This window comes from Tepidicaulis sp., assembly GCF_965222285.1.
Classification (GTDB): domain Bacteria; phylum Pseudomonadota; class Alphaproteobacteria; order Parvibaculales; family Parvibaculaceae; genus Tepidicaulis.
Genome location: NZ_OZ244942.1, coordinates 3390960 through 3406261, shown reverse-complemented (window position 1 = coordinate 3406261; position 15302 = coordinate 3390960). Strand labels below are relative to the sequence as shown.

Here is a 15302-nt window from a genome sequence, read left to right as displayed (position 1 = left end):
TACTCAACTCCAAGGGGGATACCGTGATCGGCACAGTCGAGCGGGCGCTGAATAACCTCAGCCTCACCAAGCGGATCATCGGCCTGACGGCCTTGCCGCTTTTCTTTCTGGCTCTGACGGGGGCCGTTATTTCCTGGAATGCCTATAGCGACACGCGCACCTACCAGGCGCTCTCGAATCTGGCGCAGCTTGCGCCGGGATTTTCCAACGTCATTCACGAATTGCAGAAAGAACGCGGCCAGTCCGCGGGCTTCATCGGGGCGAAGGGCAGCGCGGAATTCGTAACGTCGCTGAATGCGCAGCGGGCGGATACCGACAGCAAGCTTGCCGCGCTCAACGGGGCGCTCAATGCCTTCGACATGGGCGCGCAGGACCCAGCCTTCGAGAAAAAAGTGGCCAAGAGCCTGACCCGGCTCGAAGAGCTCACCCGCACCCGCGCCGATATTTCCGCGCTTAATCTTGAAGCGGCAGCCATGGCCGATTGGTATAGCGGCACGATCGCAATCCTGCTCGATGTCATTAAGACCATGGCGGGGATTTCCGAGGATGCGGGGCTGAGCCGTGAAATCGCGTCTTATGTCGCGTTCCTGGAAGCCAAGGAACGGGCGGGCCAGGAGCGGGCGGCGGCAGCGCCGGGTTTTGCTTCCGGTCAGCTTTCCGAATTGCTGCTAGGCCGTGTGATCGGCCTCATCGCTCAGCAACAGGCCTTTCTTGCTTCTTTCGACGGACTGGCGACGCAGGAAGCGCGGGACGCTTACAAGCGCATCGTGACGGGCGAGGCCGTGGAAAACGTTGCCAAAATGCGGGAATACGTTATTTCCCGGCGCGGCGATGTAGCGGGCGGGCCTTATAGCGGGCCTTACTGGATTGCCGAGATCACGAAGAAGATCAATCTGCTCAAGCAGGTCGAGGACGATCTGAACATGCATCTAATGGAGCGGGCAAGCGGGCTTGCGGCGGATGCGCGCGTGACGATGACGATCGCGCTTGCCCTCTCGCTGATCGGGGCGGGAGCGCTTTCCTTCTGTGCCTATATCGTTGCACAAAGCGTCACGCGGCCGCTTGTATCGCTGGCCGATGCGATGCAGTCTTTGTCGGGTGGCCGGCTCGATGTCGAGGTGCCGTGCGAGGGTGCGAAATCCGAGCTCGGGCTCATGGCCGCCTCGCTTCTGTCCTTCAAGGAAGGGGCGGAGCAGCGCGAAGCGCTCGAACAGGCAGCGCGCGAGGATCAGGCGCGGCGCGATGAACGGGCCGCAGCGGTCGATAGTTCGATCCGGAGTTTCGACGAGGAGGTGCTTGCCGCCATGTCGCAGCTCACCGAAAACGTGGCGCATCTGGAAGGGGTGGCCGGCACGCTGTCCAGCGTGTCCGAGCAGACCGAACAGCAAAGCGGCATGGTAACGGATATCGCCGAGCGCACGTCCTCCAACGTGCAGACCGTGGCGGCTGCCGCGGAGGAAATGGATTCTTCCTCGCGCGAGATCATGCGGCAGATCAAGCGTTCCTCCGAAATCACCCAGCAGGCGGTGGACAAGGCGCAGAACGCGGTGGAAACCGTCGAGCTTTTGAACGCCGCCTCCCAGCGCATCGGTGAGATCACGAGCCTTATCGACGAAATCGCCGAGCAGACGAACCTTCTAGCCCTCAACGCCACGATCGAGGCGGCGCGGGCGGGGGAAGCGGGCAAGGGCTTTGCCGTCGTTGCCTCCGAAGTCAAGGCGCTGGCCACGCAGACCGCCAAGGCGACGGCGGATATTTCCACCAATGTCGATGAAGTGCGTTCCGTAAGCGAGCGGATGGTGTCGGTCGTGGCCGATATTCAATCCGTCATCCGCGAGAATATGGAAATCGCCGCCTCCGTGACGAGTGCGACGGAGCAGCAAAGCTCCGCGACGGCGGAAATTTCCACGAGTGCGAATGATGCAGCCCGCGGCACCCAGGAAGTGACGCAGCAGATTTCGGACGTGCGCGCGAGCACGGGCGAAACGCGTGAAGCATCGAAAAAAGTACTGGGCGCGGCGGAAGGGCTTTCCGCTGCCCGCGGTTCATTGGAAAAAACGATCCAGACATTCCTGCAGGCAATCAAGGCCGCCTAAGGCCGCCCAAAGGCCACTTGTCAGGAAAGGAAGCAGGAGATGAAAATGAAGAAAACCATTGCAGGCGCCGTGCTCTTGTCAGGCCTTGCCACGCCGGCTTTCGCCGGGGAGACGCTGTCGGCGCTTTGGGAGGAAGGCAAGCCCATTCTCGATACGCGGCTGCGCTATGAGTATGTCGATCAGCAAGGCCTGCCGGAAGATGCCCATGCCACGACCTTCCGTGCCCGCTACGGGTTCGAGACGGGCGCGCTTTACGGGTTCACTTTTCTTGTGGAAGGGGAAACCGTCATTGATCTCGGTCTTGGCCGCTACAATGACACGGTGAACGGGCGCGGCAATTATCCGGTGGTGGCCGATCCTGAAGATACCGAGCTCAACCGTGCGCAGGTTTCTTATCAGAACGGCGGTGTGACGGCGACGCTCGGGCGCCAGCGCATTATTCTCGGCAATGGCCGCTTTGTCGGCAATGTCGGCTGGCGTCAGAACGAGCAGACTTTCGATGCTTTCAAGCTCGATTTCGAGAGCATCGAAAACCTGCGTGTGACTTACGCTTATGTGGATCAGGTCAACCGCATCTTCGGGGACAACTCACCCAATGGCCGGTATAACGGGGAAACGCATCTCAGTGAGATTGCCTACGCCTTTAGCGATGCGCTTACCGCAAAAGCTTATGGGCATTTCCTCTCGCTCGATCAGGCGCCTTTGCTTTCCACGCGCACCATCGGGCTGCGGCTCGACGGCAAGACGGAGGCCGCGGGCTTTTCCCTCAAGGGCGTGGCGGAATATGCCCATCAGGAAGATTATGACGACAATCCCTTGAGCCTCTCGCTCGATTACTGGCACGGGGAGGTCAAAGCCGGCAAAGACGCCTGGGAAGTCACGCTTGGCGGTGAAGTGCTGGAAGGCAATGGCACACAGGGCTTTTCGACACCCATCGCCACGCTGCATAAGTTCCAAGGCTTTGCCGATGCGTTCCTGACGACGCCGGTCAACGGCATTCAGGATCTTTATGCGGGCGGTTCATACACGTTCGGCGATCTCGGACCCTTGAGCGGGATTGCCTTCGGCGCGACCTATCACGATTTCGAAGCCGAGCGCGGCTCGGCCAGTTATGGCGATGAGCTGGACTTCACGCTGAACGCGAAGCTGCCGCATGACCTTTCTCTCGGTCTTAAGGCCGCCTTCTTCGATGGGGAAAACGGTTTTGCAGACAGGGACAAGGTCTGGGTGCAGCTTGCCTATTCGCTTTAAAAGATCTGCGCTTTAAGGGAGGCGCGGAAGGGGCAGCGGCAGCGCTGCCCCTTTTTCTTAGACGTGAAAGCGGTAACCCTCGCCCTCTTCACGCACATAGCCGCCGGTCGGCGCGGCGAAATGGGTGCCGAGGACGAGAATGTCTTTCCCTTCCACTTCTTTTAGAAACGCGGCGCGGGTGGCGCGGGCGGCAGTCTGGTCGGTGTCGAAACCGCTTGCCCAAGAAGGCCGGGCGATCTGACAGGGATGGTGCATGATATCGCCGGTGATGATGGCGGTCTTGCCTTCGCTTTCGATGACGATGGAAACATGGCCCGGCGTGTGGCCCGGTGTCGGCATCAGGCGGATTTCATCGCTGATGCGCTCGTCCTCCGAGACGAGTTTGGCAAGACCCGCATCGAAAATCGGATGGACGGAATCTTCCATCACCGGTGCCTGATCGGGACCGTTGATTTCTTTACGCCAATGGTCCCATTCATTGCGCGCGATCAGATAATCCGCATTGGGAAAAGTCGGCGCCCGTTCGCCGTCCACCAGCATGGTGTTCCAGCCTACATGGTCCACATGCAAATGCGTGCAGAGCACCATGTCGACTTTCTCCCGGTCCCAGCCGGCATCCGCCAAGTGCTTCAGGAACGGGGTTTGCAATTCGTTGAAGAAAGGATTGGATCGTTTCTTGTCATTGCCGACACAGGTATCGACGATGATTTTCTTGTCCGGCGTTTCGATGAGGAGCGCCTGCACCGCGGCAATGATATGGCCTTCCTCGGTGGCGAAATGCGGCGTGAGCCAATCGATCTTTTTCACTTCTTCCGGATAGGCCTCTTCCACCATCGAGCCCTTGCCGCCGCCCGGCAGCGGGCCTTCGAATTCCACAAGCCGTTTGATCGTGACGTTTCCAACCTGCCAGCTCAGCAGGGCGCGCTCCTCCCGTTTCCTCGCTGCCCGATGAGACCCATATGGGGAATGGCGCGCGGATTGGAAGAGGATAAGAAAAAGGCCGCCTTAAGAGGCGGCCTTTTGTGTGTCTTGGGAGGTCCGGTCAGTTTTTGTTCTGCCGGTTGTCGATCAGATCATTGACGACGCCGGGGTCCGCCAGGGTCGAGGTATCGCCCAGATTGGAGAAATCGTCCTCGGCGATCTTGCGCAGGATGCGGCGCATGATTTTGCCGGAGCGGGTTTTCGGCAGGCCGGGCGCCCATTGAATGAGATCGGGCGAGGCGATGGGGCCGATTTCGCTGCGCACCCATTGCACGAGTTCCTTGCGCAGTTCCTCGCTCGGTTCCTCGCCGACATTCAGCGTCACATAGGCATAGATGCCCTGGCCCTTGATGTCGTGGGGATAGCCGACCACGGCGGCCTCTGCGACTTTGGCATGGGCGACGAGTGCCGATTCCACTTCCGCCGTGCCCATGCGGTGGCCGGAGACGTTGAGCACGTCATCGACGCGGCCGGTGATCCAGTAATAGCCGTCTTCATCGCGCCGGCAGCCGTCGCCGGTGAAATACTTGCCGGGGAACTGCGAGAAGTATGTGTCGATAAAGCGCTGATGGTCGCCGTAAACGGTGCGCATCTGGCCCGGCCAGCTGTCGGCGATGCAGAGATTGCCCTGCGTTGCTCCTTCCAGCTCCTTGCCTTCATTGTCGACCAGCACCGGCTTGATGCCGAAGAAGGGCAGCGTTGCCGAGCCCGGTTTCAGTGCGGTCGCGCCCGGCAGCGGCGAGATCAAAATGCCGCCCGTTTCCGTCTGCCACCAGGTATCGACGATGGGGCAGCGCCCTTCGCCCACCACATTGTAATACCAGAGCCAGGCTTCCGGGTTGATGGGCTCGCCCACGGAGCCGAGAAGACGCAGTGACTTGCGCGAGGTTTTCTTCACCGGTCCTTCGCCTTCACGCATCAGCGCGCGAAGCGCCGTGGGCGCGGTGTAGAAGATGTTCACGCCGTGCTTGTCACAGACTTCCCAGCTGCGCGAGGGGGAAGGATAGGTCGGCACGCCTTCGAACATCAGCGTCGTTGCGCCGTTCGCGAGCGGGCCATAGAGAATGTAGGAGTGGCCCGTCACCCAGCCGACATCCGCCGTGCACCAGTAAATATCGTCATCGTGATAATCGAAGACGTAGTGATGGGTCATGGAGGTATAGACCATGTAGCCGCCGGTCGTGTGCATCACGCCTTTGGGCTTGCCGGTCGAACCGCTCGTATAAAGGATGAAAAGCGGGTCCTCGGCGCTCATCTCCTCGGGCGGGCAGTCGGCGCTGGCTTTGGCCTTGGCTTCTTCGTACCAGATGTCGCGGCCCTCTTTCATGGTGACATCGCCGCCCGTGCGCTTCACGACGATAACGGATTTGACGCCCGGGCATTTTTCCAGCGCCTTGTCCATATTGGCTTTCAGGGGAATTTTCCGCCCGCCGCGCACGCCTTCATCGGCGGTGATGACGCAGTTCGATTCGCAGTCTTCGATCCGGCCCGCCAGGCTGTCCGGCGAGAAGCCGCCAAAGACCACCGAATGCACCGCGCCGATGCGCGCGCAGGCCAGCATGGCGTAAGCGGCTTCCGGGATCATCGGCATATAGATGGTGACGCGGTCGCCCTTCTTGATGCCTTGCGATTTCAGCACATTGGCGAATTTGCACACTTCCTCGTGCAGCTCGCGGTAGGTGATCTTCTTGTCGTCGGTCGGCTCGTCGCCTTCCCAGATGATCGCCACTTTGTCGGCCCGGTGGGCCAGATGCCGGTCGACGCAATTGGCCGAGGCATTGAGCGTGCCGTCCTCGAACCAGCGGATATGCAGATCGCTCTTGTCGTAGGAGACATTCTTGACCTTGGTGTAGGGTTTTATCCAGTCGATGCGCTGGCCGTGCTCGCGCCAGAACCCCTCCGGGTTGTCGATGCTGGCCTCATACATTTTCCGGTAGGCGTTTTCATCTGCATAGGCGCGGCGGGCCCAATCCTGGGGGACGGGAAAAGTCTGGGGTTCTGACATGGCGGCCTCCCTGCCGTTCTTCTTTACAGGCTTCTTTAGAGTGGGCGGATTTCCGGGCTCTTTCAGCCGGTTGGGGCGCATTATGGGCACTTGGGCAAGGGGCAGCAAGCAGGGGTCTTCACACTCGTGAGAGCAGCGTTTTACGCAGGGTTAACTGTGCCCAAGTTTTTGGCAATCTGCGTAAGCCCCGGAAAGATTTGGTTCATTTCCTCCTTACATGATCGTTTGTGAGGGAGGGACAGTGTGGCACGTGTTCTAAGACGAGAAACAAAAAGACGGGGATTTCTGGCAGCTTCCGCGCGCGCCCGCGCGCCGGGGCGCCGGGCTGCGGCGGCGCGTGCCCGGGCCAAGCAGGCCGAGGCCCAGCTTCAGTTTCACGAAAATCAGGTCAATACCGCCGAGGAGAACTCAGCCTTCGGCTCATGGTTCTGGGACTTGAAATCCGGTGAGTTCAATTTCTCTTCCAATGCCTGGCGTCTCTTGGGGATCGAAAAGCGGGCACGGGCGGGGCTCACCGATGCGCTGGCCGAGCGCGCGCATCCAGATGACCGGGAAACACTCATCACCGCCATTCGCGGCCAGGTGGACCAGGGCGAGGCGTACGACATCGAAGTGCGGTTTCTGTCGGAAGACGGCTATCGCTGGATCCGCGCGCGCGGCTATGCGCTGCGCGACAAGAGCGCACATGTTCATGCGGTGGGCGGGTCGATCGAAGATATTACCGAGCGTGTGGAAATGCTCGAGCAGCTGCAAAAGAACGAGGAGCATTTCCGCTCTCTCGTTTCCGCGGCGCCGTTCCCGCTCATCATCACCAATCTTTATACGCGCCAGGTGATCTACACCAATGCCATGGCGAACGAGCTTTTCGGTGTGGCGAGTGATGGCGGCACTTTGAAGACGCCGGACTTCTTCGTCGAGAAAGCCGATCTCGCGCAGCTGCGCGCCGACCTTCTTGCCCAAGGTTATTCGACGGGCCGCGAAGCGCGGCTGAAGAAAATCAACGGCGATGAATTCTGGGCGTTCATTTCCTGCGTGCTGATCGAGCATAACGGCCAGCCTTGCGCTTATGTGATCATGCACGACCAGACCGAGCGCAAGCGTCTTGAAGACGAATTGCGCCAGCGCGCGCAATTCGACGTACTGACCGGCCTTTATAACCGTCAGACATTCGCCGATCTGATGGCCGATGCGGTGCGCGAGACGGAAGAGACGGGCGAAGTCTTCGGGCTTTTGTTGATCGATCTCGATCGTTTTAAAAACGTCAACGACACGCTCGGTCATGAAGCAGGCGACCAGCTTCTTATTCAGGCCGCGACGCGCCTGCAGGATCTCTCGCCGGAAAGCTGCCAGATCGCGCGGCTCGGCGGGGACGAGTTCGCCATTCTTTACCGCCGCCTCGACAGTATTCCGGCCATCGAGGAATTGGCCGGCGCGCTGATCAGCGAGATTTCCGCGCCTTATGAAGTGATCGGCAATATGGTCAATGTCGGCTGCTCCATCGGCATCGCCATCTATCCCTGGCATAACGGGCTCTCGAACGAGCTGATGCGCTATGCCGATATGGCGCTTTACAAAGCCAAGGAACTTGGGCGCGGGCAGTATTTCGTCGTCGATGACAGGCTGACCGAAGAAGTGCATGAGCGCGGGCAATTGCAGCAGGATATGCGCCAGGCGATCGAGCGCGGTGAATTCCGTCTCGTCTATCATCCGCGCATGTGCGCGCGCACCCGCAAACCCATCGCCGCTGAAGCGCTCTTGCGCTGGGAACATCCGGAGCGCGGGCCCATTCCCCCCGATCAGTTCATTCCGATTGCGGAGGAAACGGGGTTCATCACCGTGCTGAGCCGCTGGGTGGTGCAGACGGCGGTCTTCCAGCTGCGCTCCTGGATGGCGATGGGGCTTGAGCCGCTTCCTGTCTCGCTCAATCTTTCCGCTGCCGATTTGATGCTGCAGGACCAGGCGCAGGAAATCGGCGCGCTTCTCGGCGAGCTCGAGGTGCCGCCGTCTCTCTTGCAAGTGGAAATGACGGAATCCTCTCTGCTGAGCGACCGCGAGCGGGTGCAGGAACAATTGGCCGAGCTTGCCGGCATGGGCGTCGAGCTTCTGATCGACGATTTCGGCACCGGCTATTCCTCGCTTGCCTATCTGCACCAGTTCCAGGTGCACAAGCTGAAGATCGACCGCTCTTTCGTGCAGCGCCTGACGCATGCGCCCGATGCGCTGCTTACACGGCAGATCGTGGAAATCGGCAAGGGGCTTGGGCTCTGCGTGGTGGCGGAAGGCGTTGAAACGGCCTCGCAGGCCGATCTTCTGACCGCCATGGGCTGCGATGAATTGCAGGGCTTTTATTTCAACAAGCCGCTCGACCTTGCCGAATATCAGGCGCTCTTGGAAGAGCAGCACGAAGAGGGCGCGGCCCCGGCCTCCGGCACCGCGCAGGCTTAAGGCTCTTACTCGGCCGCTTTTCGCCCCGCGCGCAGCGCCGCGATTTCCTCATCGCTGAGCCCGGCTTCCTTCAGCACTTCTTCGGTTTGCTCGCCAAGGCGCGGCGGGTGACGGCGGATATTGGAAGGCGTTTCGGCAAAGCGCACGGGCGGGCGCAGCGCGAAATAACCGCCCGCATCCGGGTGCTCGTAGCGGGCAAAGAAATCCACTTCCTTGAAATGCGGATCGTCCTGCAGATCGTCCAGCTTGTTCATTTTTACAGCAGGGATGGAAAGCGGCTGCAATACTTTCAGCCATTCTCCCGTCGTCTTGAGCTGCGTCGTCTCCTCGATCATCGCATAAAGCTCGCGGATATGTTTCGTGCGCGCTTTGTAATCCTTGAAGCGCGGATCGCTGAGATATTCGTCCTTGCGGCCCGCCAGCTCGAAGAAGTTTTCCCATTGCTTGTCCGAATAGGGAAGGAGGCCGATATAGCCGTCCTTTGTCTTGTAAGGGCGCCGGTCCGGATTGGTGATGCGCCCATAGGTCCACTCGCCGGTCGGCGGATCGTAGACATGATCGTAGAAATGTTCGGCGAGCACGAAGGAGGTGACGGATTCCAGCATCGGCACTTCCACGAACTGCCCCTCACCCGTTCGTTCTTTATGAAAGAGCGCGCTGGTGATCGCGGAGACGAGAAAGAGGCCGGAGACCTTATCGCCGATGATGGTGGGCATATAGCGGGGGGCTTCGTTGCCGTCCATGCGCGGCAGAAGGTCCGCCATGCCGGAGCCTGCCTGAATGAGATCGTCATAGGCGGGCAGGCCCGCATAAGGTCCGTTCGAGCCGTAACCTGCGGCATGGGCAAAGATAATGTCGGGTTTTACCGCTTTCACATCGTCATAGGAGATGCCGAGGCGCTTCATGCCTTCATAACGAATGTTGGAGACGACGACATCGGCCGTCGCCACGAGTTTCAAAAACGCCTCGCGCGCTTTTTCATCGCCGAGATTGAGCAGCACGGAGCGCTTGTTGCGGTTGATGGTCATGAAGATGGGGCCGAGATCGGCAGGCGCGCCTTCCGGCGGGTGACCCGGCCAGCGCATGATATCGCCGCCCATGCCGCCGCCGCCGGTGGCGGACGGCGCTTCGACTTTCATCACTTCCGCGCCCATATCGGCCAGGATCTGCGTGGCGTAAGCGCCGAAGACGACACTGGTCAGATCGACGATGCGCACGCCTTTCAAGGGGCCGGTGGCTTCTTGTTCCAGTTCGTTCTTCTTGCTCACGTTTCTTCTCCTCTTGCCGCAACGCGTGGGCCGCGCGCAGATATATCACAGAACCCGGCCGCCCCCGCGCCGTTTTCCCGCCGCAGCCGGTAAAGGTCAAGTGAGGAGCGGGGCACCGAAAGCGAGGCCCGGCTTTCCCTTGCGTTTAGCGGGGGTTTTGCGTCGCCCTTCTGCACCTTGTTATGGGCGCCGGTTTGGTATTTTGCCTCCCGGCGGCTAGACTTGCCCCTCACTCACGCCCTGAAGGACATGTATATGCTGCTGCATCACGCAAGCTGGCCGGAAGTCGAAGCCTATCTGGAGTGCTCGAAAGGCGTTCTTATTCCGATCGGCTCGACCGAACAGCATGGGCCGAACGGGCTGATCGGCACGGATGCGATCTGTCCGGAAGTGATTGCGCGCAAAGCGGCGGAAGAAACGCAAATGCTGATCGCGCCCACTTTCAATGTCGGCATCGCCCAGCATCATATGGGCTTTGCCGGGTCCATGACGCTGCGTCCTTCGACGATGATCGCGGCGATTTACGATTGGGTGGCCTCGCTCAGCCGGCACGGCTTTGACCGGATTTATTTCTTCAACGGTCATGGCGGCAATATCGCGACCATTCAGGCCGCTTTTTCGGAAATTTATGCGGACCGCAGCCTTGGCCGGGAAGGGGATAACCGGCGCGCCGTCAAATGCCGTCTCGTCAATTGGTGGGACTTCAAGCCGGTGCTCGATTATTGCAAGCAGACCTATGGCAGTGCCCATGGCAGCCATGCAACGCCCTCGGAAGTGGCCGTTACGTATGCCGCCTTTCCCGACGCGGTCAAGCACGCGGTGATGGAGCCGGCCATCGCGCCATCGGGCCGTTTCACGGATGCGGAAGATTACCGGGCGAAATTTCCCGACGGGCGCATCGGTTCCGATCCTTCGCTTGCGCGTATCGAAGACGGCGAAAAGCTGATCCAGCTTTCGGCCAAGAGCCTTGCCGAAGACTTCAAAACTTTCACGACCAGTTAGAGGATTTATGCAGGACGTCTATCAAAAGATCACCGCTCTTCTGAACGAAGTGCCCGCGAAACTGCCCGATGCTTATGACCGCGATTGGACGCGCTGCATCAAGAGCGAGCTTGCCGAGCTTGGCGCCGAGCGCGATCACATCGTTTATGCCAATGGCATCGAGGCGCAGCAGGTGCGCGGCGAGTGGGTCTATGATGTGACCTGGGCACAGGAAACGCCCGATGACAGCGGCAGCAATACGACGAAGCGCATCGTGCTTGCCTGCGAGTGCGAATGGGCGCGTAATTGGGGCGATGTCTGGGACGATTTCGACAAGCTTCTGCAGGCGCGGGCCGATTACCGGGTTTTCATTACCCATCAGTTCGGCGGGCAGAGCGTCGATGACATTACCGACCGGCTGATCAAGCGCGTCGATGCTTATGAGCAGACCTCGCCGGGCGATACCTATTTGCTGGCGGTCTATGACAATGCCACCCAAACATTCTCACCGACTTTGCTTGAAGTCTTGATGCCGGACAATCTGCGCGCCACGCGGCTGATGATTTAATCCGTCTCTGCCAGGTAGAAGGCATCGCCGCTCTGGTGCAGCGGAAGCTGTGTTAGGTGTTTGCCTGCGCAAGGCCCGCCAATGCACAGGCCCGTTTCGATCTCGAAACTTGCCGCATGGGCCGAGCAGAGAAGATGGGTTTCGGCCTGATTGAGAAAGCGGTTTCTCATGCCGTTAAGCGGCTGGCCCGCATGGGGGCAGATGTTCAGGTAGGCAAAGATGCTTTCACCTTTGCGCACCAGAAAGATGTTTTGCGCGCGGCCTTGCATATGCACCTCGACTTCCTTCGTGCCGGGATTGTCGAGATCGCTAAGGCGGCAGAGAAAAAGCATGGGGCGCCGTGATTGCTGAGAGGCCTCCCCCTCACCCGAGCCCTCTCCCCCAGGGGAGAGGGTTTCATTTTTCCCTCGCCCCTTCAGGGGAGAGGGAGGGGCCCGCCGCCGCTGGCGGTGGGAGGGTGAGGGGTGCTCTCTACTTATTCTTGGAAAGCGGCACTTTTTTCAGACCGCCCTTTTTGCAGATGAGCTTCCATTCCTCTGCGCGCACGGGGGAAACGGAAAGGCGGGACTGTTTGAGAAGCGCCATCTCGGCGAGCGCTGGGTCTTCCTTGATGTCGGCAAGGGAGACGGGGTCGGGCACGGTTTCCACCGCCTTGATGTCCACCATGCCGAAGCGGCCCGAGGCGTCGCTGTCATCGGGGTAATGTTCCTTGATCACTTCGACAATGCCGACAATGCGTTTTTCATCCACCGAGTGATAGAAGAAGCCGAGATCGCCCTTCTTCATGGCCTTCATATTGTTATTGGCCTGGTAGTTACGCACGCCGTCCCAGTGCTCGCCCTTCGCGCCGCGTTTGAGCTGGTCGTCCCAGCCCCAGGTGGAAGGTTCGGATTTAAAAAGCCAGTAAGCCATGTTCCCCTCCGCGCCCGCTTGAGCCCCGCGCTTATTGATCCTTGAGCAGCCATTTCCAGGCGCGCACTTCCACGCTCTCGAAAACGCCGTTCACCTTGTAAGGGTCGCCGTCGACGAGCTTCTGGGCGGCGGCGCGGTCCTCGACATCGATGACGAGCATGGAGCCGTTCATGATCTCTCCATCATCGCTCGTAAAAGGCCCGCCGAGTTTCACGGTACCGCTCTCGCCCCAATGTTTGAGATGGGCGTCCCGGTTGGCAAGGCGTTTGTCGAGCGCGTCTTTTTTATCCGTGCCGATAATACAGAAAAGCATGATGTTTCCTTATCTCAGTCTTCACTCGTAAAGGGGCGGGCAAGGAGAGCGGCGATGGCGTCATTGACACCGCTCTTGCCCGAAAGGATGTTGTGCACCGCCTCGCAGATCGGCATATCGATGCCTTTGGCGGCGGCAAGGCGCATGACGGCCTCGGCGGTATAAACGCCTTCGGAGACGGAAGAGCGCGCGCCCAGAATATCTTCAAGCGTCTTGCCCTCCCCCAGCGCAAAGCCGAGCGACATGTTCCGGCTTTGCCGCGAGCCGCAGGTGAGGATGAGATCGCCGAGGCCTGAGAGGCCTTTCAAGGTGGCAGGCTTTGCGCCCAGCGCTTCGCCGAAGCGGCTCATTTCCATGAAACCGCGCGCGGTGAGCGCGGCGCGGGCGCTGTCGCCGAAGGCCTTACCCTCGACAATGCCGCAGGCAATGGCGAGCACGTTCTTCACCGCCCCGCCGATCTGCGCGCCGATCACATCGGCGCTGAGATAGGGCCGGAAGGTGGGTACGCCGATCGCCTCCACAAGCTGCGCGCCAAGTGTTTCATCGGCGCAGGCAAGCGTGACGGCGGTGGGCAGGCCGCGGGCGACATCGGCGGCAAAGCTCGGGCCGGACAGGACTGCGAGCTGCGCCTCGGGCGCTTCTTCGCGGGCGACTTCGCTCATCAGCTTGCCGCTCGCCGTTTCGATGCCCTTGGCGCAAAGAACAAGCGGGGTGCCGGATTTCAGATGGGGGGCGAGACCGGCGGTCACGGCGCGCAGGTGCTGGGCCGGGGCGACATGCAAAATGGCCTCGGCCCCGGCCAGATCGGCAAAATCGGAGGTGGCGCGGATCGCCGGATCGAGCGTGATGCCGGGCAGGAAGGGGGTGTTCTCATGGCCCTTATTGACGGCGGCCACGACTTCTTCTTCCCGGGCCCAGAGCGTGACTTTGCGCCCGGCGCGGGCGGCAACCGAGGCGAGCGCCGTGCCCCAGGCGCCGCCGCCGATCACGGCAATGCGGGAAAGGGGGGTATCAGCCATGGGTGCAGGCTCCGGAGAAGGGCGGTTTGCCCTGAAAAAATAGTGAACGAATCATTGATTGTTCATTTTTCATTGTTTCTTCTGCGGCGGAGCCTACAATCGTTTCTATGATCTGTCCCGACGAGATGCGCGAAAAAATCATCGCTGCCGCCAAGCAGCGCTTTTTCCATTACGGCTATGCCAAGACCACCATGGCCGAGCTTGCCGGGGACTGCGATATGTCGCCGGGCAATCTCTACCGCTATTTTCCGGGCAAGCTCGATATTGCCGAGGAGATTTGCCGGCGCGCCTCGATCCAGACGGCGGAAGAATTGCAGCGCATTCTGGAAGAGCCGGGGCTTTCAGCGCGCGAGCGGCTCTGGCGCTTTTTATTGCAGGACCTGCGCTCCACCTTCGAGACCCTGGAAGAAGACCCGAAGATCGTCGACATGGCGCAGATTGTCACCGCCGAGCGGCCGTCTTTTCACAATGAAGGGCTGAAGCGGGAGCGCGATGTGATCGCGCAGATTCTGGACATGGGCGTGAAGGCGGGTGAGTTCCGCTGCGATGATACGGCGGCCTGCGCCGAGTTTATCCAGGCAGCGACGATGCGCTTTTCCTATCCTCAGCTTTTCTCGCGCCTCTCGCTGGAGCGGCTGGAATTCGAACTGGAGGGCGTCTTCAAGCTCATCACCGATGGGCTTGCCTGCCCTTTAAAAGCGGCGGCGGAAGAAAAAGCCCGTCTGGCTACGCAAGACGCTTAAGTCTTTTTCTAAAACCCAAGCGCCCAAAACAAAACTGGCGGCCTTGAGGCCGCCAGTCCGTAATCTTGCTCTCGATTAGAGAGCCAGAGATCGCTTAGGCAAGTTTGATGTTCTCTGCCGAGCTTTTGCCGTTTTTACCGGTCTGAAGTTCGAACTCCACCCGCTGGCCTTCATTGATGCTGGACATGCCTGCGCGCTCCAGAGCGGAGATGTGCAGGAAGGCATCTTTGGAGCCATCGTCAGGCTCGATGAAGCCATAACCCTTGGTGGGGTTGAACCATTTAACTGTTCCGGTCGTCATAGATTTTCGCTTTCAAAAATATTGTAGAAGTCACATGCCCGGCGGGCACATGACGGCAGCTCAAGTTTTCGGGGCAAATAGCTCGGGTCGCCTTGAAGGCCGAAACGAAGCAGAGATGACCTAGCGCTCGAAACTGGCTTATTCACATTGCGCCTCGCCGCGTGGAAACACAAGCGGAATCGGTGAGCGCCCCTGCGGCGCTTTTGCCGTGGCGGTTCGGTGCGCCGGTTCTAGCCCTTCAAGCGGTGAATCGGCTTTGGCGGTGAAAAATTTTTTGCCGGGCAGCGTTGGTGAAAAGCCCAGTTCTCCGCCAGTTTTTGTGCATCGCACAAAAAATATGGAATGAACGCTGAATAAAATCGATTTCATTCATTGTTTTTCATTCAAGGGCTCCCATATCCCTTTCATCGCAGGACGGA

At 59.8% G+C, this 15302-nt stretch carries 15 protein-coding genes; 6 read left to right on the top strand and 9 right to left on the bottom strand.

What is annotated here, in order from left to right; translation table 11 throughout:
- Positions 1-23 precede the first annotated feature (23 nt).
- Positions 24-2096: a methyl-accepting chemotaxis protein gene (locus ACOQOT_RS16330; RefSeq protein ID WP_420560217.1), complete on the top strand. Its 2073-nt coding sequence runs from the start codon at positions 24-26 to the stop codon at positions 2094-2096.
- A 45-nt stretch (positions 2097-2141) separates the two neighbouring features.
- Positions 2142-3347, top strand: coding sequence for a hypothetical protein (locus tag ACOQOT_RS16325; protein ID WP_420560216.1), 1206 nt, complete (start codon positions 2142-2144; stop codon positions 3345-3347).
- Positions 3348-3404: 57 nt separating this feature from the next.
- Here the strand turns inward: ACOQOT_RS16325 and ACOQOT_RS16320 are convergent, their stop codons facing one another.
- Together ACOQOT_RS16320 and acs are read right to left on the bottom strand one after the other, a co-directional pair.
- Positions 3405-4223, bottom strand: a complete 819-nt coding sequence (locus ACOQOT_RS16320; RefSeq protein WP_420560215.1) for an MBL fold metallo-hydrolase — start codon at positions 4221-4223, stop codon at positions 3405-3407.
- A gap of 166 nt (positions 4224-4389) precedes the next feature.
- Positions 4390-6333, bottom strand: coding sequence for an acetate--CoA ligase (acs, locus tag ACOQOT_RS16315; RefSeq protein ID WP_420560214.1), 1944 nt, complete (start codon positions 6331-6333; stop codon positions 4390-4392).
- A gap of 243 nt (positions 6334-6576) precedes the next feature.
- On the opposite strand from acs, the gene ACOQOT_RS16310 reads away from it, so the two are divergent.
- Positions 6577-8778: a putative bifunctional diguanylate cyclase/phosphodiesterase gene (locus ACOQOT_RS16310; protein WP_420560213.1), complete on the top strand. Its 2202-nt coding sequence runs from the start codon at positions 6577-6579 to the stop codon at positions 8776-8778.
- A 5-nt stretch (positions 8779-8783) separates the two neighbouring features.
- On the opposite strand, the gene ACOQOT_RS16305 is transcribed toward ACOQOT_RS16310, so the two are convergent.
- On the bottom strand, positions 8784-10046 hold the full coding sequence (locus ACOQOT_RS16305) for a CaiB/BaiF CoA transferase family protein (RefSeq protein ID WP_420560212.1): 1263 nt from the start codon (positions 10044-10046) through the stop codon (positions 8784-8786).
- Positions 10047-10301: 255 nt separating this feature from the next.
- Here ACOQOT_RS16305 and ACOQOT_RS16300 point away from each other — a divergent pair, with 255 nt between their 5' ends.
- Both ACOQOT_RS16300 and ACOQOT_RS16295 read left to right on the top strand, forming a co-directional pair.
- Positions 10302-11048 carry a creatininase family protein gene (locus ACOQOT_RS16300; protein ID WP_420560211.1) on the top strand — a complete coding sequence of 249 codons (747 nt, stop codon included), beginning with the start codon at positions 10302-10304 and terminating at the stop codon, positions 11046-11048.
- Between the two features lie 7 nt (positions 11049-11055).
- On the top strand, positions 11056-11595 hold the full coding sequence (locus tag ACOQOT_RS16295) for a hypothetical protein (protein ID WP_420560210.1): 540 nt from the start codon (positions 11056-11058) through the stop codon (positions 11593-11595).
- Here ACOQOT_RS16295 and ACOQOT_RS16290 read toward each other — a convergent pair.
- The 4 genes from ACOQOT_RS16290 to ACOQOT_RS16275 form a co-directional block, all read right to left on the bottom strand.
- Positions 11592-11927 (bottom strand): Rieske (2Fe-2S) protein, encoded by a 336-nt coding sequence (locus ACOQOT_RS16290; protein ID WP_420560209.1) that lies wholly within the window; start codon positions 11925-11927, stop codon positions 11592-11594. The two genes, ACOQOT_RS16295 and ACOQOT_RS16290, sit on opposite strands and share 4 nt — an antisense overlap.
- 139 nt (positions 11928-12066) lie before the next feature.
- The gene (locus ACOQOT_RS16285; protein ID WP_420560208.1) at positions 12067-12507 is read right to left on the bottom strand and encodes an EVE domain-containing protein; all 441 of its coding nucleotides are present in this window, start codon (positions 12505-12507) and stop codon (positions 12067-12069) included.
- A 31-nt stretch (positions 12508-12538) separates the two neighbouring features.
- A complete protein-coding gene (locus tag ACOQOT_RS16280; protein ID WP_420560207.1) occupies positions 12539-12820 on the bottom strand; it encodes a YciI family protein in 282 nt (93 codons plus the stop codon).
- A gap of 14 nt (positions 12821-12834) precedes the next feature.
- On the bottom strand, positions 12835-13839 hold the full coding sequence (locus tag ACOQOT_RS16275; RefSeq protein WP_420560206.1) for an NAD(P)H-dependent glycerol-3-phosphate dehydrogenase: 1005 nt from the start codon (positions 13837-13839) through the stop codon (positions 12835-12837).
- 107 nt (positions 13840-13946) lie between these two features.
- Here ACOQOT_RS16275 and ACOQOT_RS16270 point away from each other — a divergent pair, with 107 nt between their 5' ends.
- Positions 13947-14582: a TetR/AcrR family transcriptional regulator gene (locus tag ACOQOT_RS16270; protein ID WP_420560205.1), complete on the top strand. Its 636-nt coding sequence runs from the start codon at positions 13947-13949 to the stop codon at positions 14580-14582.
- Positions 14583-14676: 94 nt separating this feature from the next.
- Here ACOQOT_RS16270 and ACOQOT_RS16265 read toward each other — a convergent pair whose 3' ends face one another.
- Together ACOQOT_RS16265 and ACOQOT_RS16260 are read right to left on the bottom strand one after the other, a co-directional pair.
- Complete coding sequence (locus tag ACOQOT_RS16265) at positions 14677-14883, bottom strand: cold-shock protein (protein ID WP_420560204.1); 207 nt, start codon at positions 14881-14883, stop codon at positions 14677-14679.
- A 138-nt stretch (positions 14884-15021) separates the two neighbouring features.
- The gene (locus ACOQOT_RS16260; RefSeq protein WP_420560203.1) at positions 15022-15252 is read right to left on the bottom strand and encodes a hypothetical protein; all 231 of its coding nucleotides are present in this window, start codon (positions 15250-15252) and stop codon (positions 15022-15024) included.
- Positions 15253-15302 lie beyond the last annotated feature (50 nt).

Excerpts from the sequence above, each read along its gene's own strand:
- ACOQOT_RS16260 (WP_420560203.1), bottom strand. The coding sequence starts at position 15,252 with ATGAAATCGATTTTATTCAGCGTTCATTCCATATTTTTTGTGCGATGC.
- ACOQOT_RS16280 (WP_420560207.1), bottom strand. The coding sequence starts at position 12,820 with ATGCTTTTCTGTATTATCGGCACGGATAAAAAAGACGCGCTCGACAAA.
- acs (WP_420560214.1), bottom strand. The coding sequence starts at position 6,333 with ATGTCAGAACCCCAGACTTTTCCCGTCCCCCAGGATTGGGCCCGCCGC.
- ACOQOT_RS16285 (WP_420560208.1), bottom strand. The coding sequence starts at position 12,507 with ATGGCTTACTGGCTTTTTAAATCCGAACCTTCCACCTGGGGCTGGGAC.
- ACOQOT_RS16295 (WP_420560210.1), top strand. The coding sequence starts at position 11,056 with ATGCAGGACGTCTATCAAAAGATCACCGCTCTTCTGAACGAAGTGCCC.
- ACOQOT_RS16300 (WP_420560211.1), top strand. The coding sequence starts at position 10,302 with ATGCTGCTGCATCACGCAAGCTGGCCGGAAGTCGAAGCCTATCTGGAG.
- ACOQOT_RS16265 (WP_420560204.1), bottom strand. The coding sequence starts at position 14,883 with ATGACGACCGGAACAGTTAAATGGTTCAACCCCACCAAGGGTTATGGC.
- ACOQOT_RS16270 (WP_420560205.1), top strand. The coding sequence starts at position 13,947 with ATGATCTGTCCCGACGAGATGCGCGAAAAAATCATCGCTGCCGCCAAG.
- ACOQOT_RS16290 (WP_420560209.1), bottom strand. The coding sequence starts at position 11,927 with ATGCTTTTTCTCTGCCGCCTTAGCGATCTCGACAATCCCGGCACGAAG.
- ACOQOT_RS16325 (WP_420560216.1), top strand. The coding sequence starts at position 2,142 with ATGAAGAAAACCATTGCAGGCGCCGTGCTCTTGTCAGGCCTTGCCACG.
- ACOQOT_RS16275 (WP_420560206.1), bottom strand. The coding sequence starts at position 13,839 with ATGGCTGATACCCCCCTTTCCCGCATTGCCGTGATCGGCGGCGGCGCC.